At 69.5% G+C, this 14,660-nt stretch carries 12 protein-coding genes and 1 tRNA gene; 7 read left to right on the top strand and 6 right to left on the bottom strand.

Going from position 1 to position 14,660, the window contains the following annotated elements; all coding sequences use genetic code 11:
- Positions 1–83: 83 nt before the first annotated feature.
- Together rsmA and FHS44_RS24125 are read left to right on the top strand one after the other, a co-directional pair.
- Positions 84–935 carry a 16S rRNA (adenine(1518)-N(6)/adenine(1519)-N(6))-dimethyltransferase RsmA gene (rsmA, locus tag FHS44_RS24120; RefSeq protein ID WP_312863792.1) on the top strand — a complete coding sequence of 284 codons (852 nt, stop codon included), beginning with the start codon at positions 84–86 and terminating at the stop codon, positions 933–935.
- Between the two features lie 83 nt (positions 936–1,018).
- The gene (locus tag FHS44_RS24125; protein WP_184718402.1) at positions 1,019–1,921 is read left to right on the top strand and encodes a 4-(cytidine 5'-diphospho)-2-C-methyl-D-erythritol kinase; all 903 of its coding nucleotides are present in this window, start codon (positions 1,019–1,021) and stop codon (positions 1,919–1,921) included.
- Here the strand turns inward: FHS44_RS24125 and FHS44_RS24130 are convergent.
- On the bottom strand, positions 1,918–2,352 hold the full coding sequence (locus FHS44_RS24130; RefSeq protein ID WP_184718404.1) for a DUF732 domain-containing protein: 435 nt from the start codon (positions 2,350–2,352) through the stop codon (positions 1,918–1,920). The genes FHS44_RS24125 and FHS44_RS24130 overlap by 4 nt on opposite strands.
- Positions 2,353–2,701: 349 nt before the next feature.
- On the opposite strand from FHS44_RS24130, the gene FHS44_RS24135 reads away from it, so the two are divergent.
- A complete protein-coding gene (locus tag FHS44_RS24135) occupies positions 2,702–4,495 on the top strand; it encodes an ABC-F family ATP-binding cassette domain-containing protein (RefSeq protein ID WP_184718406.1) in 1,794 nt (597 codons plus the stop codon).
- Between the two features lie 37 nt (positions 4,496–4,532).
- Here the strand turns inward: FHS44_RS24135 and FHS44_RS24140 are convergent, their stop codons facing one another.
- Complete coding sequence (locus FHS44_RS24140; protein WP_184718408.1) at positions 4,533–5,075, bottom strand: MarR family winged helix-turn-helix transcriptional regulator; 543 nt, start codon at positions 5,073–5,075, stop codon at positions 4,533–4,535.
- Between the two features lie 68 nt (positions 5,076–5,143).
- On the opposite strand from FHS44_RS24140, the gene FHS44_RS24145 reads away from it, so the two are divergent.
- A complete protein-coding gene (locus tag FHS44_RS24145; protein ID WP_184718410.1) occupies positions 5,144–5,908 on the top strand; it encodes a trans-aconitate 2-methyltransferase in 765 nt (254 codons plus the stop codon).
- A 155-nt stretch (positions 5,909–6,063) separates the two neighbouring features.
- Positions 6,064–7,539, top strand: a complete 1,476-nt coding sequence (locus tag FHS44_RS24150; RefSeq protein WP_184718412.1) for a CYTH and CHAD domain-containing protein — start codon at positions 6,064–6,066, stop codon at positions 7,537–7,539.
- A gap of 4 nt (positions 7,540–7,543) precedes the next feature.
- Here the strand turns inward: FHS44_RS24150 and FHS44_RS24155 are convergent, their stop codons facing one another.
- The 4 genes from FHS44_RS24155 to FHS44_RS24170 all read right to left on the bottom strand — a co-directional run bounded on the left by FHS44_RS24155 (position 7,544) and on the right by FHS44_RS24170 (position 12,589).
- On the bottom strand, positions 7,544–8,422 hold the full coding sequence (locus tag FHS44_RS24155; protein WP_184718414.1) for an NUDIX hydrolase: 879 nt from the start codon (positions 8,420–8,422) through the stop codon (positions 7,544–7,546).
- A complete protein-coding gene (locus FHS44_RS24160) occupies positions 8,415–10,478 on the bottom strand; it encodes an RNA degradosome polyphosphate kinase (protein WP_184718416.1) in 2,064 nt (687 codons plus the stop codon). Before FHS44_RS24160 ends, FHS44_RS24155 begins: the two co-directional genes overlap by 8 nt.
- Before the next feature lie 62 nt (positions 10,479–10,540).
- On the bottom strand, positions 10,541–11,521 hold the full coding sequence (locus FHS44_RS24165; protein WP_312863793.1) for a TetR family transcriptional regulator: 981 nt from the start codon (positions 11,519–11,521) through the stop codon (positions 10,541–10,543).
- Positions 11,522–11,647: 126 nt separating this feature from the next.
- On the bottom strand, positions 11,648–12,589 hold the full coding sequence (locus FHS44_RS24170) for an acyl-CoA desaturase (protein WP_184718418.1): 942 nt from the start codon (positions 12,587–12,589) through the stop codon (positions 11,648–11,650).
- A 319-nt stretch (positions 12,590–12,908) separates the two neighbouring features.
- On the opposite strand from FHS44_RS24170, the gene FHS44_RS24175 reads away from it, so the two are divergent.
- Both FHS44_RS24175 and glmU read left to right on the top strand, forming a co-directional pair.
- Positions 12,909–12,980, top strand: a tRNA-Gln gene (locus FHS44_RS24175).
- A gap of 167 nt (positions 12,981–13,147) precedes the next feature.
- On the top strand, positions 13,148–14,599 hold the full coding sequence (glmU, locus tag FHS44_RS24180) for a bifunctional UDP-N-acetylglucosamine diphosphorylase/glucosamine-1-phosphate N-acetyltransferase GlmU (protein WP_184718420.1): 1,452 nt from the start codon (positions 13,148–13,150) through the stop codon (positions 14,597–14,599).
- Positions 14,600–14,660 lie beyond the last annotated feature (61 nt).

Raw genomic sequence — 14,660 nt, forward strand, 5'->3', positions numbered from 1 at the left:
GGGAAGGCCCGGTGTGCGGCTCGGGCGTCCTCGTCAAGGGTCTCCATGCGCGACACTTGTCGGATGACGTGGGGAGCGCAGCGGTGAGTGTGAGCCTTCTCGGCCCGGTCGAGATACGTGAGCTGGCGGAGCGGCTCGGCGTCCGCCCGACCAAGAAGCTCGGCCAGAACTTCGTGATCGACGCCGGTACGGTGCGCAGGATCGTCCGGGTGGCCGACCTGCGTCCCGACGACGTGGTCATCGAGGTCGGGCCCGGTCTCGGGTCGCTCACCCTCGCGCTGCTTCCCGAGGTGCGCGGCGTCGTCGCGGTCGAGATCGACCCGGTCCTGGCCGCGCAGCTCCCGCTGACCGTCGCCAAACACGCCCCCGAGTTCGCCGACCGCCTCACCGTGGTGCCCGCGGACGCCATGCGGGTCCTGCCCGGGGAACTGCCCGAGGAGAAGCCGACCGCCCTGGTCGCGAACCTCCCCTACAACGTGTCGGTCCCGGTGGTGTTGCACCTGCTGGAGACGCTGCCGTCGCTGCGCGCCGTACTGATCATGGTTCAGTCCGAGGTGGCCGACCGGCTGGCCGCGGGACCGGGCTCGAAGGTCTACGGCATCCCCTCGCTCAAGGCGGCGTGGTACGCCGACGTCCGCAGGGCCGGTCCCGTCGGCAGGACGGTCTTCTGGCCGATCCCCAACGTGGACTCCGGGCTCGTCGCGATGACCCGCAGGCAGCCGCCCGAGACCACCGCCTCGCGGGAGGCGGTCTTCGCGGTGGTGGACGCCGCCTTCGCCCAGCGCCGCAAGACCCTGCGCGCCGCACTGGCCTCCTGGGCCGGTACGGCCGCCGCCGCGGAGCAGGCGTTGCGTGCCGCCGGGGTCGATCCCACGCTCCGTGGCGAGCAGTTGTCCATCGAGGACTTCGCACGAATCGCCGAAAAGCACCCATGAGCTGATATGTCGGGGAGCTTGGCGAGGAGGTGGGCGGGGACCCCGTTACGATCGGGGACCGTGACGAGCGATGAGAGGGACGTATGAACTCGGTGACCGTCCGGGTGCCCGCCAAGGTCAACCTGAGGCTCGCGGTCGGGCCGCTCCGCGACGACGGCTTCCACGACCTGGTCAACGTCTTCCACGCCGTGTCGATCTTCGACGAGGTGCGGGCCGTCGCGGAGACCGGGATGCGGGTCCGCGTCGAGGGTGAGTCCGCGAGCGAGGTGCCGCAGGACGCCGACAACCTCGCCATCCGGGCCGCCCTCGCCCTCGCCGGGCACGCGGGCAGGTCCTACGGCGTCAGCATCGTCATCCGCAAGGCGATCCCGGTCGCGGGCGGCATGGCGGGCGGCAGCGCCGACGCGGCCGCCGCCCTGGTCGCCTGCAACGAGCTGTGGGGCCTCGGCCTGCCGGTCGAGGACCTGATGGAGATCGCCGCCGACCTCGGCAGCGACGTCCCCTTCGCGCTGCTCGGCGGTACGGCCGTCGGCACCGGCAGGGGGGAGCGGCTGTCCCCCCTCGACGTGGATGGCACGTTCCACTGGGTGTTCGCCCTGGCCGACGGCGGCCTGTCGACGGCGAGGGTCTACGGCGAGTGCGACCGTCTGCGCGCCGTGAGCGGTGAGCCGGTCGGCCCGCCCCGGGCGTCGGAGCCCCTGCTGACCGCGCTGCGCACCGGTGACGCCAAGGCCCTGGGCGCCGAACTGGCCAACGACCTCCAGGCCGCCGCGATCTCCCTGCGCCCTAGCCTGGCCACGACGCTGGAGGCGGGCCGCGCCCACGGCGCCCTGGGTGCCATCGTCTCGGGTTCCGGCCCGACCTGCGCCTTCCTCGCCGAGTCCGCGGAACACGCCACGGCCCTGGCCGCCTCCCTCAAGACCGCCGGGGTGGCCAGGGAGGTCCTGACGGCCCACGGACCCGTCCCGGGCCCCACGGTCGTCTAGTCGGGGACCTTCTCCCCCTGGCCCGGACAGAGGTTGGCGACGGCGAGCCTCGCGATGTACGCGGACGTCTCCTGGTCGAACCCGCCGGCTCCGAGGACCACGGCCTCGGAGAAGCTCTTACCTTCCTCCAGCGCCTCGCACATGCTCCGGCCGAGCCACCCCAGCTTGTAGGGGTCGGCGTCCTTCAGCGCCTTGCGCTGCTTCACCGCCGCCGTGAACGTCGCTTCGAGCGCCGACGCCGACGGATCGGGCGTCGGCTCCACACTCGGCCCGGTGGCCGTGGGGATCACCTCAACCGCCCCCGGCGTCGAGACCGCAACCGCAGGCCCCGTCTTCGCCACAGGCGTCTCGCCTCCGTCATCCGGCAGAACGATCAACAGGCCGAGCAGGCCCACCACCGCGACCCCCAGAACGACCGCCACGATCGCCATGGCCTTGTCACTCCTCCTGGGCGACGGCCCCACAGGAGGCTGCTGCGAAGACTGCATCCGCGCACCATATGCCACATATTCCCCAATTGATCAGCAAACCCCCAGACGGCCACCCAAAAATGATCATTAATCCCGCCCAAACCCCACACCAGACCCCCGCCGCCGAGCGTGAAGGGTTTGGGGTACCGGTGCCGTGCGTGAGGAGTTTCGGCTTGGGCGCGCCTGTGCTTGGACTGAGGAGCGAAGGAGCGCCAGCGGATGAGCGACGAGGGAAAGCACAGGCCCGCAGCGCCCAAGCCCCCGCGACGCCGCAGGCGGAGCAAAAAAAGCACAGTACCCTTGGGACGCCATGAATCTCGTCAATCTTGAGTCGGTTTCCCACTCCTACGGTCCCAAGCCCTTGCTCAGGGAGGTCTCCCTGGGCATCGAGGCCGGTGACCGTATCGGGGTGGTCGGCCGCAACGGCGGCGGTAAGACCACGCTCATCTCGGTGATCGCGGGCACCCTCACCCCGAACACGGGGCGGGTCACCCACAACCGGGGCCTGCACGTGGGGAGTCTGTCCCAGGGGGACGATCTCGATCCGGCGCTGTCGGTGCAGGAGATCGTCGTGGGCGGCAAACCCGAGCACGAGTGGGCGGGTGACGCGGCCATCCGCGAGATCATGGCCAGTCTGCTCGGTGACATCGACCTGTCCGCCCTGGCCGGGACCCTGTCGGGTGGGGAGCGGCGCCGTACGGCGTTGGCCAGGTTGCTGGTCGGCGAGCACGACCTGATCATCCTGGACGAGCCGACCAACCACCTGGACATCGAGGCCATCGACTGGCTGGCCAGGCATCTCTCCGCGCGCCGTACGGCGTTGCTGGTGGTCACCCACGACCGGTGGTTCCTGGACGCGGTGTCCACCAGGACGTGGGAGGTCGTTGACGGTTCGGTCGAGCGGTACGAGGGTGGTTACGCGGCCTATGTGCTGGCGAAGGCCGAGCGGGCCAGGGTGGCCGCGGCCTCTGAGGCCCGCCGTCAGAACCTGATGCGCAAGGAGATCGCCTGGCTGCGCCGGGGTCCGCCCGCCCGCACCTCGAAGCCGAAGTTCCGCATCGAGGCGGCCCAGGCGTTGATCGCGGACGAGCCGCCGGCCAGGGAGAGCGTCGAGCTGGTCAAGTTCGCCGCGGCCAGGCTGGGCCGTACGGTCTATGACCTTGAGGACGTCACGCTGCACGCGGGAGGTCCCGGGCAGGGCCCGCTGGTCCTGGAGCGCGCGACGTGGCAGTTCGGCCCTGGTGACCGGGTCGGCCTGATCGGGGTCAACGGCTCGGGCAAGTCGTCGTTGCTGCGGCTGCTCGCCGACACGGTCCAGCCGGACTCGGGCCAGGTCGTGCGGGGCAGGACGGTCCGTCTGGCCCACCTGTCGCAGGAGCTGGCCGAGCTGGACCCCACGCGGCGGGTGCTGGAGACCGTCGAGGAGATCCGCAAGTTCATCCAGGTGGGCAAGAAGGAGTGGACGGCCTCCCAACTGCTGGAACGGCTCGGCTTCCGGGGCGAGGCGCAGTGGAAGGTCGTCGGCGACCTGTCGGGTGGCGAGCGGCGCCGTCTGCAGCTCCTGCGGCTGCTGATGGACGACCCCAACGTGCTGCTGCTCGACGAGCCGACCAACGATCTCGACATCGAGACGCTGAACGAGCTTGAGGACCTGCTCGACGGCTGGCCCGGCACGTTGATCGTGGTCAGCCACGACCGCTACTTCCTTGAGCGGGTCTCGGACAGGACGGTCGCGCTGCTTGGCGACGGCAGGCTGTCGATGCTTCCCGGTGGCGTGGACGAGTATCTCGAACGGCGTGCCTCGGGCGGCGCCCTCTCCGCCAGGGCCGCGGCCGCCACGGACGTCCAGACGGCGCCGCAGACGACGGCCGCCCCTGGGCTGTCGGCGAAGGAGGAGCGGGAGCTGCGCAAGGAGCTGTCCCGCCTTGAGCGTCAGCTCGACAAGCTGGGCACCCGCGAGGAGAAGTTGCACGCCTCCATGGCGGACGCCGCGGCCGACTACGGCAGGCTGGCCTCCCTGGACGCCGAGCTCAAGGAGATCCTCGCGGAGAAGGAGACCGTGGAGACCGAGTGGCTTGAGCTGGCCGATCGCCTCGGTGAGTGAACGCGGTGGTTTATCCCCCGTCACGAGGGCATTGAGGTCAGTGCGCTCCGGTGTCGGTCGCGTCAAAAGGGACGAGTAGTGTGCGCAGCAGGTCCGCGAGGGCCTGCTGCTCATGCTTTTCCAGACCGGCCAGCAGCTCGCGTTCGCGGCGGAGCAGGTCGGCGAAGGCACTGTCCACCCGGACCCGCCCGGCGTCGGTCAGGGAGACCAGCACCCCCCGCCTGTCCTCGGGGTCGGGGCGACGCCGTACCAGACCGGCGGCGGCGAGTCTGTCGATCCGGTTGGTCATGGTTCCGGAGGTGACCAGGGTGGCCCTGAGCAGGGCCCCCGGGCTCAGCTCGTACGGCTCGCCCGCCCGGCGCAGCGCGGTGAGGACGTCGAACTCCCAGATCTCCAGGTCGTGTTCGGCGAAGGCCGCCCTGCGGGCACGGTCCAGATGGCGGGCCAGCCGGGAGACCCGGCTCAGCACCTGGAGCGGTTCGACGTCGAGGTCGGGTCGTTCCTGGCGCCAGGCGGTGACCAGCCGATCCACCTCGTCGGTGGGCCGGTCGAGGTCGCGGCCGGAACGGTGCACGGTCATGCGGCGAGTCTATCTGTCTTGACATCGAGATAAATAACCGGTTATGAGTTGCCTTGATGTCGAGAGATATGTGGGATCCGCAAGTCTACGGCCGCTACGCCGACGAGCGGTCGCGGCCCTTCTTCGAGCTGGTCGCAAGGATAGCCGCGCGGAGTCCGCGCCGGGTGGTCGACGCGGGGTGCGGCACCGGGGAGTTGACCGCGACCCTGGCCGAGCGCTGGCCGGAGGCCGAGGTCCACGGCTTCGACTCCTCGCCCGCGATGCTGTCGGGGGCTCCGGCGGGAGACAGGCTGAGCTTCTCCGTCGGGGACGTCACCCGGTGGCGTCCCCGCGAGCCGGTCGACGTGATCGTGTCGAACGCCGTCCTGCAGTGGGTGCCGACCCATCGTGACGTGCTGCTCGGCTGGGCCGGGGCGCTCGCTCCCGGGGGCTGGCTCGCCTTCCAGGTCCCCGGCAACTTCGGCGCCCCCAGTCACGCGCTTGTGCACGAGCTGTGCCGTACGAGATGGCGTGACCGGCTCGCCGACCTGGTCAGACCGGCTCCGGTGGGTGAGCCCGCCGAGTATCACGGGCTGCTGGCCGGGGCGGGCTGCCGGGTGGACGCCTGGGAGACCACCTACCTGCACGTGCTCACCGGCGAGGAGACCGTGCTCGGGTGGATCACCGGCAGCTTCCTGCGCCCCATGCTCGACCGGTTGAGGCCCGAGGAGGGGGAGGAGTTCCTGCGGGACTGCTCCGCGGCGCTCGCCGAGGCCTATCCCCGTGGCCCGCACGGCACGCTGTTTCCCTTCCGGCGGATTTTCGCGGTGGCCCAGAAGGTGAGCGCGGAATGAACGGAACATTAACCGGAGATGTCTCCTCCACGGGATGAAGCCGCTGGTGGATGGGGGATTGTGGGTCGATCGTCCGGAGTTGTGGACGAATGGTGGGGCATCAATAAATACTGCTGAGACCGCGACAGACATCTGGGCACATCAGGGGACAGCCTGTGGCTATAGAAATAGAAGACAAGTTCGACGTACCGGTGGACTACGAGCTGCCCGAGCTGACCGGCCTGCCGGGCTGCACGGGGGTCGTCGGCCCCAAGACCCACCAGCTCGTCGCGCTCTACTTCGACACCCCTGATCTGCGGCTCGCCGCCAGAGGCATCACCCTGCGGCGGCGCAGGGGCGGCACCGACCCCGGCTGGCACCTCAAGCTCCCCAAGGCCAAGGGCGTCCGCCAGGAGATCGTCCACCCGCTGACCCGCAGCGCCAAGATCGTCCCCAGGGAGCTGGCCGACCTCGTGCTGGCCTACACCAGGGGCGCGCCGCTGACCCCCATCGCCGAGCTGGACACCCGCCGCGCGGTGACCCACCTGGTCAACGACGCCGGGATCCGGCTTGTCGAGATCGCCGACGACCGGGTCAAGGGCACCGTGCTCGGCGAGCAGCCGCACATCGAACGCTGGCGCGAGGTCGAGGCCGAGCTGATCGAGGGCGATGACAAGCTGCTCGCCAAGGTCGGCAAGCGGCTGACGAAGTCGGGCGCCTCCCCTGCCGACTCGGCGAGCAAGCTCTCCCGCCTGCTCAACTCCGCCGCCCCCGTTCCCGAAGTACGGCTCGCGGAGACCAAGCCGGGTTCGGCGGGCGAGGTCGTCGTCGGCTACGTCGCCTCCCAGGTGGCCGCCCTCCTGGCCCAGGATCCCCGGGTACGGCGCGCGGAGGAGGACGCCGTCCACCAGATGCGCGTCGCCTCGCGGCGGCTGCGCAGCGCGCTGAAGTCCTTCAAGTCGGTCGTAGAGGGGACCGAGGTCCTCCAGGAGGAGCTGAAGTGGCTGGCCGGGGTCCTCGGCGAGGCCCGTGACCTGGAGGTCATCAGGGAGCGGTTCGCCCACAGCCTCGCGGCCCTCGACCCCGAGCTGGTCGTCGGCCCGGTCGGGACCCGTCTCAGCTCCGACCTGCTCGACGCCGAGCACGAGGCCTACGACCGGATCAGGGAGGTGCTCGGCGGGGAGCGCTACTTCGCGCTGCTCGACGCGCTGGACGACCTGGTCGCGACGCCCGTGCTCACCAAGGCGGCCAAGCGGCCCGCCGACTCCCTCGAAGCCGTCGCGGCCAAGGGCTGGCGCCGGGTCACCAGGGCGTACGCGGCGGCCCACGCCGTCGAGGGCCAGGACCGCGAGGTGGCCATGCACGAGGTGCGCAAGGCTGCCAAGCGGGCCCGCTACACCGCCGAGGTGCTCGGCATGGGCAAACTTGCCAAGCACGCCGAGGCCGTACAGGAGGTGCTCGGAACGCACCAGGACGGCGTCGTGGCCCAGGAACGGCTCGCGGCCGAGGCGGCCAACGCCAGGCTCGCGGGGGAGGACACCTTCACCTACGGCGTGCTGACCGGCCTTGAGAGGGCCGGTGCGGCACGGGCGTGGGAGGAGTTCCCCACGGTCTGGGCCGAGACCTCCAAGGCGGTCCAGGCACTGCTGTGAGCCCTCAGGTGATGTAGCGGTCCACGCCGACGATCCTGCCGTCGGCGTGGTGCAGCACCATGAAGGCGCCCTTGCGCAGCTGCACGTCCCCCGGGCGGTCAATGATCCCGGAGATCAGCTCGGGGAGCACCTTGCCGTGGCTGCACAGCACCGTCGCCCGGTCGGAGTCCAGCACCTTCGACACCAGCCGCAGCGCGGCCCTCGGGTCGTGGTAGGTCTCGGACAGCAGCCGCTCCTGGCGGATCCCAAGCCCGGCGCTCTCGGCGTACGGCTCAAGCGTCTGCACGCACCTCGTGCTCGTCGAGCTGATCAGGTCGACGGGCCGGTAGGCCGCGAGCGCGTCGGTGAGGACCTCCGCCTGGAGCTTGCCGACCTCGTCGAGGGGACGTTCGTCGTCGTCGCCCGCCCATTCCTGCCGCGAACCGGCCATGCCATGCCGTACCAGGATGAGAGGGGTGGTCGCCAGCGGGACCGCGGTGAGGGCGCGCAGCAGGCCCGCGTCCCACTCGTAGGTGAGCCGCCGCCTTGCCTCCTTCAGCGGCAGCCACACGACCTCGTCCACCTCGTCCACGTCGGTGTACGGCTCGCTGGTGGCGGCCCTGGCCACCCAGTAGTCGACGCGCTTGAGCCGTTTGCCCTTCAGGTAGTGGATCGGCGGCAACGCCCGGCCGAGCAGCGCGGTGATGCCGGTCTCCTCGGCGACCTCGCGCAGGGCTCCGGCGATGACGTGCTCACCCGGCTTCAGCTTGCCCTTGGGGAAGGTCCAGTCGTCGTACTTCGGCCGGTGGACGAGGGCGACCTCGGGAGCCGCCTCGGGGCCCCGCCACACCACCGCGCCCGCCGCGCGGATCATGTCGGTCGGGTGGACGTCCAGTTCAGTCATCGATCGTCCTCCACCGCCGGGTGCTGATCAGATGGTTCTGCAGGTCGTCGCCGGGATGCCTGGCCCAGCTGCCGTCCGCGTTGAGCCACCAGGTCGAGGTCTCCTCCGACATGCCCCGGTCCAGCAGGGAGCTCAGGTACATCCGCTGCTGCTGGCTGGTGACCTTGACCAGCGCCTCGACGCGGCGGTCCAGGTTGCGCCGCATCAGGTCGGCGCTGCCGATCCAGATCTCCGGCCTGCGCCCGTGGCCGAACTCGTAGATCCTGGAGTGTTCGAGGAAGCGGCCGAGCACACTCCTGACCCGGATGTTCTCGGAGAGGCCGGGGATGCCGGGACGCAGCGTGCACACCCCGCGCACCCACAGGTCGACCGGGACGCCCGCCTGCGAGGCGCGGTAGAGGGCGTCGATGACCAGCTCGTCCACCAGGGAGTTGGTCTTCATCCTGATGCTGGCGGGACGGCCCGCCTCCTGGTGGGAGATCTCCCGCTCGATCCTGGCCACCAGGCCGCCGCGCAGCGAGTGCGGGGCGACCAGCAGCCGCCGGTAGGCCGAGTGGTTGGAGTAGCCGGTCAGGTGGATGAACAGGTCGGTGACGTCCTCGCCGACCAGCGGGTCCGCGGTCAGCAGACCCAGGTCCTCGTACTGCCTGGCGGTCTTGGGGTTGTAGTTCCCGGTGCCGATGTGGCAGTAGCTGCGCAGCTCACCGGAAGGCTCCTGCCGTACGACAAGGGCGAGTTTGCAGTGGGTCTTCAGGCCGACGACGCCGTAGACCACGTGGCATCCGGCCCGCTCCAGCTTGCGCGCCCAACTGATGTTGGCGTGCTCGTCGAACCTCGCCTTGATCTCCACGACCACGACGACCTGCTTGCCCGCCTCGGCCGCGTCGATCAGCGCGTCCACGATCGGTGAGTCGCCGCTGGTCCGGTAGAGCGTCTGCTTGATGGCCAGCACGTTGGGGTCGGCGGCGGCCTGCTCGATGAAGCGCTGCACGCTGGTCGAGAAGGAGTCGTAGGGGTGGTGCAGCAGCACGTCCCGCTCGCGCAGGACGGCGAAGATGTCGTCCTCGACGTGGACCACCTCGGCGGGCACGAAGGGACGGAAGCTCAGCTCGCCCCGTTCGAGGTCGGCGATCGCGTGCAGCCCGGTCAGGTCGAGCGGGCCGGGCACCCGGTAGATCTCGTGCTGGGCCACGCCCAACTCGTCGACCAGCAGGTCGAGCACCTCGGGGGTGATGGTGTCCTCGACCTCAAGACGCACCGGCGGGCCGAAGCGGCGCTTGAGCAGCTCCCGTTCCAGCGCCTGCATGAGGTTCTCGGTGACGTCCTCGTCCACGTCCAGGTCCTCGTTGCGGGTCACCCTGAAGACGTGGTGCTCGACGACCTCCATGCCCTTGAAGAGCTGCCCGAGATGGGCGGCGATGACGTCTTCGAGGGGGACGAAACGGTCCTTCGAGGCCGCGACGAAGCGGGGGAGACGGCTGGGGACCTTCACCCTGGCGAACACGGTGTTGCCGGTCGCGGGGTTGCGGACGGTCACGGCAAGGTTGAGCGAGAGTCCGGAAATATAGGGAAAAGGGTGGGCGGGGTCGACGGCCAGGGGCGTCAGAACGGGCCGGATCCGCTCCCGGAACAGCTTGCGCATCTCGGTGCGCTCGTCCCGGCCGAGGTCGTCCCAGCGCACGATCTCGATGCCCTCCGTGGCGAGCTGGGGACGCAGCTGATCGTGGAAGCAGGTCGAGTGCCGCTGCGCGAGCTGGTCGGCGATCGCGGCGATCCTGGCCAGCTCCTCGCGGGGCTTGAGGCCGCTCTTGGTGCGAAGCAGCAGGCCGGTGGCCATCCGCCGCTTGAGACCCGCGACCCGCACCCGGAAGAACTCGTCCAGGTTGCTGGCGAAGATCGCCAGGAACCGCACCCTCTCCAGCAGGGGCAGGGACGTGTCCTCAGCCAGCTCAAGAACCCGCTGGTTGAACTGCAACCAGCTCTCCTCGCGGTTGAGGAAGCGCTCTTGGGGGAGGGGGAATCCTTCGGGGGTGGGGTGCGCGGGATCGGCGGACATATGACCAGAATGCCCGCTTTGATTGAACGGAACGTTAATTTGGGATCAACGGCTGCTGTTGGTTACTCGCCCGGTTCCAGGTTTTCCCCATCACCGGCGGCCGTCCCCGGCTGCCCCACGGGCGTCCTCGCCCCTCTGGCACGGAGTTTCTCCTGCTCCCTGAGCTCGCGCTCGCGGAGCCTCTCCTGCTCCCTGAGCAGACGCTCGCGTTCCTTCAGCTCGCGCTCGCGGGCCTTCTCCTGCTCCTTCAGCTCCCGCTGCCTGACCTTCTCCAGGTCACGGGCGAGCCTCTCGGCCTCGCGCCGCTCCCGCTCGCGGGCCTTCTCCTGCTCCTTGAGCTCGCGCTCACGTGCCTTCTCGCGCTCGCGAAGCTCCTTCTCGGTCAGCTTCTCCGCCGGTGCGGGGACGGCCTGGGCCTCCTGGCCGTGGGAGGCGGCGGTCAGGCGGGGGGTCGGGGACAGGCCGGTGAGGCCGTTCCAGGCGAGGTTGACCAGGTGCGCGGCCACCTCCTCGCGGGGGGGCCTGCGCACGTCGAGCCACCACTGGCCGGTCAGCGCCACCATGCCGACCAGCATCTGGGCGTACATGGGCGCCAGCTTCGGGTCGTAGTCGCGCTCGGCGAACTGGTTGACCATGACGTCCTCGACCTGGCTGGCGATGTCGTTGATCAGGCTGGCGAACGTGCCCGTCCCGGAGGCCGCGTGCGAGTCGCGGACCAGGATGCGGAAGCCCTCGCTGTTCTCCTCGACGTAGGCCAGCAGCGCCAGCGCCGCCCGCTCCAGTTTGATCAGCGCGTGCGAGGCCGAGAGAGCCTCGGTCACCATGCCGAGCAGCTTCTGCATCTCACGGTCGACGACGACCGCGTAGACGCCTTCCTTGCCGCCGAAGTGCTCGTAGACCACGGGCTTCGAGACGTTGGCTGTCGCCGCGATCTCTTCGACCGAGGTGCCGTCGAACCCCTTCTCCGCGAACAGGGTCCGGCTGATCTGGATCAGCTGCTCCCGGCGTTCCTTGCCTGACATGCGTCGTCGGGGTTCGCTCACGTTTCCAATGATGGCGCTCCCAGGTCGCGAAACGGGAACCATATTCCGCCGGGGCGGTAACCCGCGGCCCCCTTCCCGAGGGGGCGCGGGCGTGTTCTCCGAGGTGATGGGGGGATGGGAACCGACTCAGGAGGAGATGCGTTTGGCCGCCAGCCGTTCCGGAGTCGGCCAGCGAACGTCGTAGACCCAGCCCGCCTTCTCGAACCAGCGGATGACGCCCGCGCTGAGGTCGATCTGGCCCTTGAGCGCTCCGTGCCTGGCGCACGTCGGGTCGGAGTGGTGCAGGTTGTGCCAGGACTCACCGAAGGACGGGATGGCCAGCCACCACACGTTGCGCGACTTGTCGCGTGACTCGAAGACCTCCTCGCCGAAGACGTGGCAGATGGAGTTGATCGACCAGGTCACGTGGTGCAGCAGCCCGATCCTGACCAGGGTGCCCCAGAAGAAGGCGGTGAACATGCCCCACCACGACCAGGTCAGCAGGCCGCCGAGCAGCGCGGGAAGCACCATCGAGGAGATCGCCATCACCGGGAAGTACCGGTGCAGCTTGACGATGTCGGGGTCCTTGAGCAGGTCCGGGGCGTACTTCTCCCGGTTGACCCGGTCGGCCTCGAACAGCCAGCCGGCGTGCGCCCAAAGCAGCCCCTTGGTCAGCGGCAGGAAGCCGCTGCCGAAGCGCCACGGCGAGTGCGGGTCGCCCTCCTTGTCGGAGAACTTGTGGTGCTTGCGGTGGGTGGCCACCCAGTCGAGCACCGACATCTCCAGCGAGAGACTGCCCGCGATGCCCAGCGCGATCTTCATGGGCCGCTTGGCCTTGAAGGAGCCGTGGGTGAAGTGGCGGTGCAGGCCGACGGTCACGCCCAGCCCCGACACCACGTAGAACACGAAGGCGATCGCGACGTCGGTCCAGCCGAGCCCCCATCCCCACGCGAAGGGGACGGCCACGATCAGGGCGATCAGTGGCAGGGCCACGACCACGGCGAAGGTGATGATCTCGATCCTGGTCTTCGGCTCGGGATCCGCCTCCGGCTTCGGGCCGGGAGCGGGGCGTTCTTCGATAACGGTCATGCACTACCTCACGGAAGCTGGGAGGAGGTGGGCGTTTGTCGGGCTACGCAACCGTAACCTACGCCATCGTAAGTTAGGAATCCCTAAGTGCTTAATGTGGGGAAGGTGACTCTTGAGGGAAGGTCGTCTAGGGGTTTAACGACTTGCGTGCCGCCTGCCCATCTGCTAGGTGACACTTGGCTTGCGCGTGCCCGGCCTCCTGCCGACGACCGGCACGCCCTGTATCAGACGAGGTCTCCAAACGAGGCGCGTTTGATAGCAAGGGGTCGGTATCGTAGGGGAGTCGGGCGTTCGGATCGGATCCGAGTCGCCGGGCTGATCCGGCATTGGGTAATTGGCAGCCCGCAAGGTTTTGGTCCTTGTTGTCCAGGTTCGAGTCCTGGTGCCGGAGCCGTTCCGTTCTGTCTAGTTTGGCAACCCGGCTGGTCGGCTGGGTGGATTGGTAGACGGGAAGGTATCCTCGCGTTGTCGAGTGGGTGACGGGACGGTTCCCAGGCGGTAATCGCACCTCATCCTGCTTTGTCATGTCTCAGCTGCGACGCCGAGGGAGCCTCGTCCGTGAGTGTGCCGCGCCCGGCCGCCGTCATCGTCCTCGCCGCAGGCGAGGGCACCCGGATGAAATCGAAAACACCCAAGATCCTGCACGAGCTGTGCGGCCGCACCCTGGTCGACCATATGCTCACAGCCGCCCGAGGTCTCGAACCCGGGCGGCTCATTGTTGTCATCGGCCATGAGCGAGATCGGGTCCAGGAGCACCTGTCGCTGACCAGTCCCGACGCCCTGCCCGTCATCCAGGAGGAGCAGCGGGGGACCGGCCACGCGGTCAGGGTCGTGCTCGAAACGGTCGGCGCGATCGAGGGAACCGTCCTGGTGACCTACGGCGACACCCCGCTGCTGCGCACCGAGACCCTCGCCGCCCTGCTGGAGCGGCACGAGTCCGACGGCAACGCCGTCACCGTCCTGTCCGCCGAGGTCCCCGACCCGTACGGCTACGGCCGCATCGTGCGCGACACCACCGGGGCCGTCCTGCAGATCGTCGAGGAGAAGGACGCGACCCCGGGGCAGCGGGCGATCAAGGAGATGAACTCCGGCGTCTACGCCTTCGACGGCGCGTTGCTGGCCGACGCGGTCAAGCGCGTCTCGACCTCCAACGCCCAGGGCGAGGAGTACCTCACCGACGTGCTGTCCATCCTGCGCGAGGACGGCCACCGGGTCGGCGCCCACGTGGCCGCCGACCACGTCGAGGTCGAGGGCGTCAACGACAGGGTGCAGCTCGCCTTCGCCCGCAAGGTCCTCAACACCCGGCTGCTCGAAACCCACATGCGCGCCGGGGTCACGGTAATCGACCCCGCGAGCACCTGGGTGGACGTGGACGTGACCATGGAACCCGACGTGGTCCTCCACCCGGGAACCCAGCTGCACGGCCGTACGGCTCTCGCGGAGGGCGCGGAGGTCGGCCCGGCCACGACGCTGACCGACACGGCCGTCGGCGAGCGGGCGGTCGTGCGCAACGCGGTCTGCGTCGAGGCGGAGATCGGCCCCGAGGCCCTCGTCGGCCCCTACGCCTACCTGCGCCCCGGCACCGTGCTGGCCAGGAAGGCCAAGGCCGGGACCTACGTCGAGATGAAGAACGCCAAGGTCGGCGAGGGCGCGAAGGTGCCGCACCTGACCTACGCGGGGGACGCCGTCATCGGGGCGGGGGCGAACATCGGCGCCTCGACGATCTTCGTCAACTACGACGGGGTCAACAAGCACCAGACGACGGTCGGCGAGCACGCCTTCGTCGGGTGCGACACCATGCTCGTCGCGCCGGTGAACATCGGCGACGGCGCCTACACTGCCGCGGGCTCGGTCATCGCCAACGACGTCCCCCCCGGGGCGATAGGCGTGGCCCGCGAGCGGCAGCGCAACATTGAAGGGTGGGTCGTGCGCAGGCGCGCGGGCACCAGGTCGGCGGAGGCGGCACTGCGGGCCGCCGAGGCCGAAAACCAGCAGGGGAGCAAGACGTGAGCGAGCGAAGCAAGCGGGCCATCAGGCGCGGCGGCGTCGCTAATGCAACGGTGGGCCGTCG

The organism is Streptosporangium saharense, from assembly GCF_014203715.1.
Classification (GTDB): Bacteria; Actinomycetota; Actinomycetes; order Streptosporangiales; family Streptosporangiaceae; genus Streptosporangium; species Streptosporangium saharense.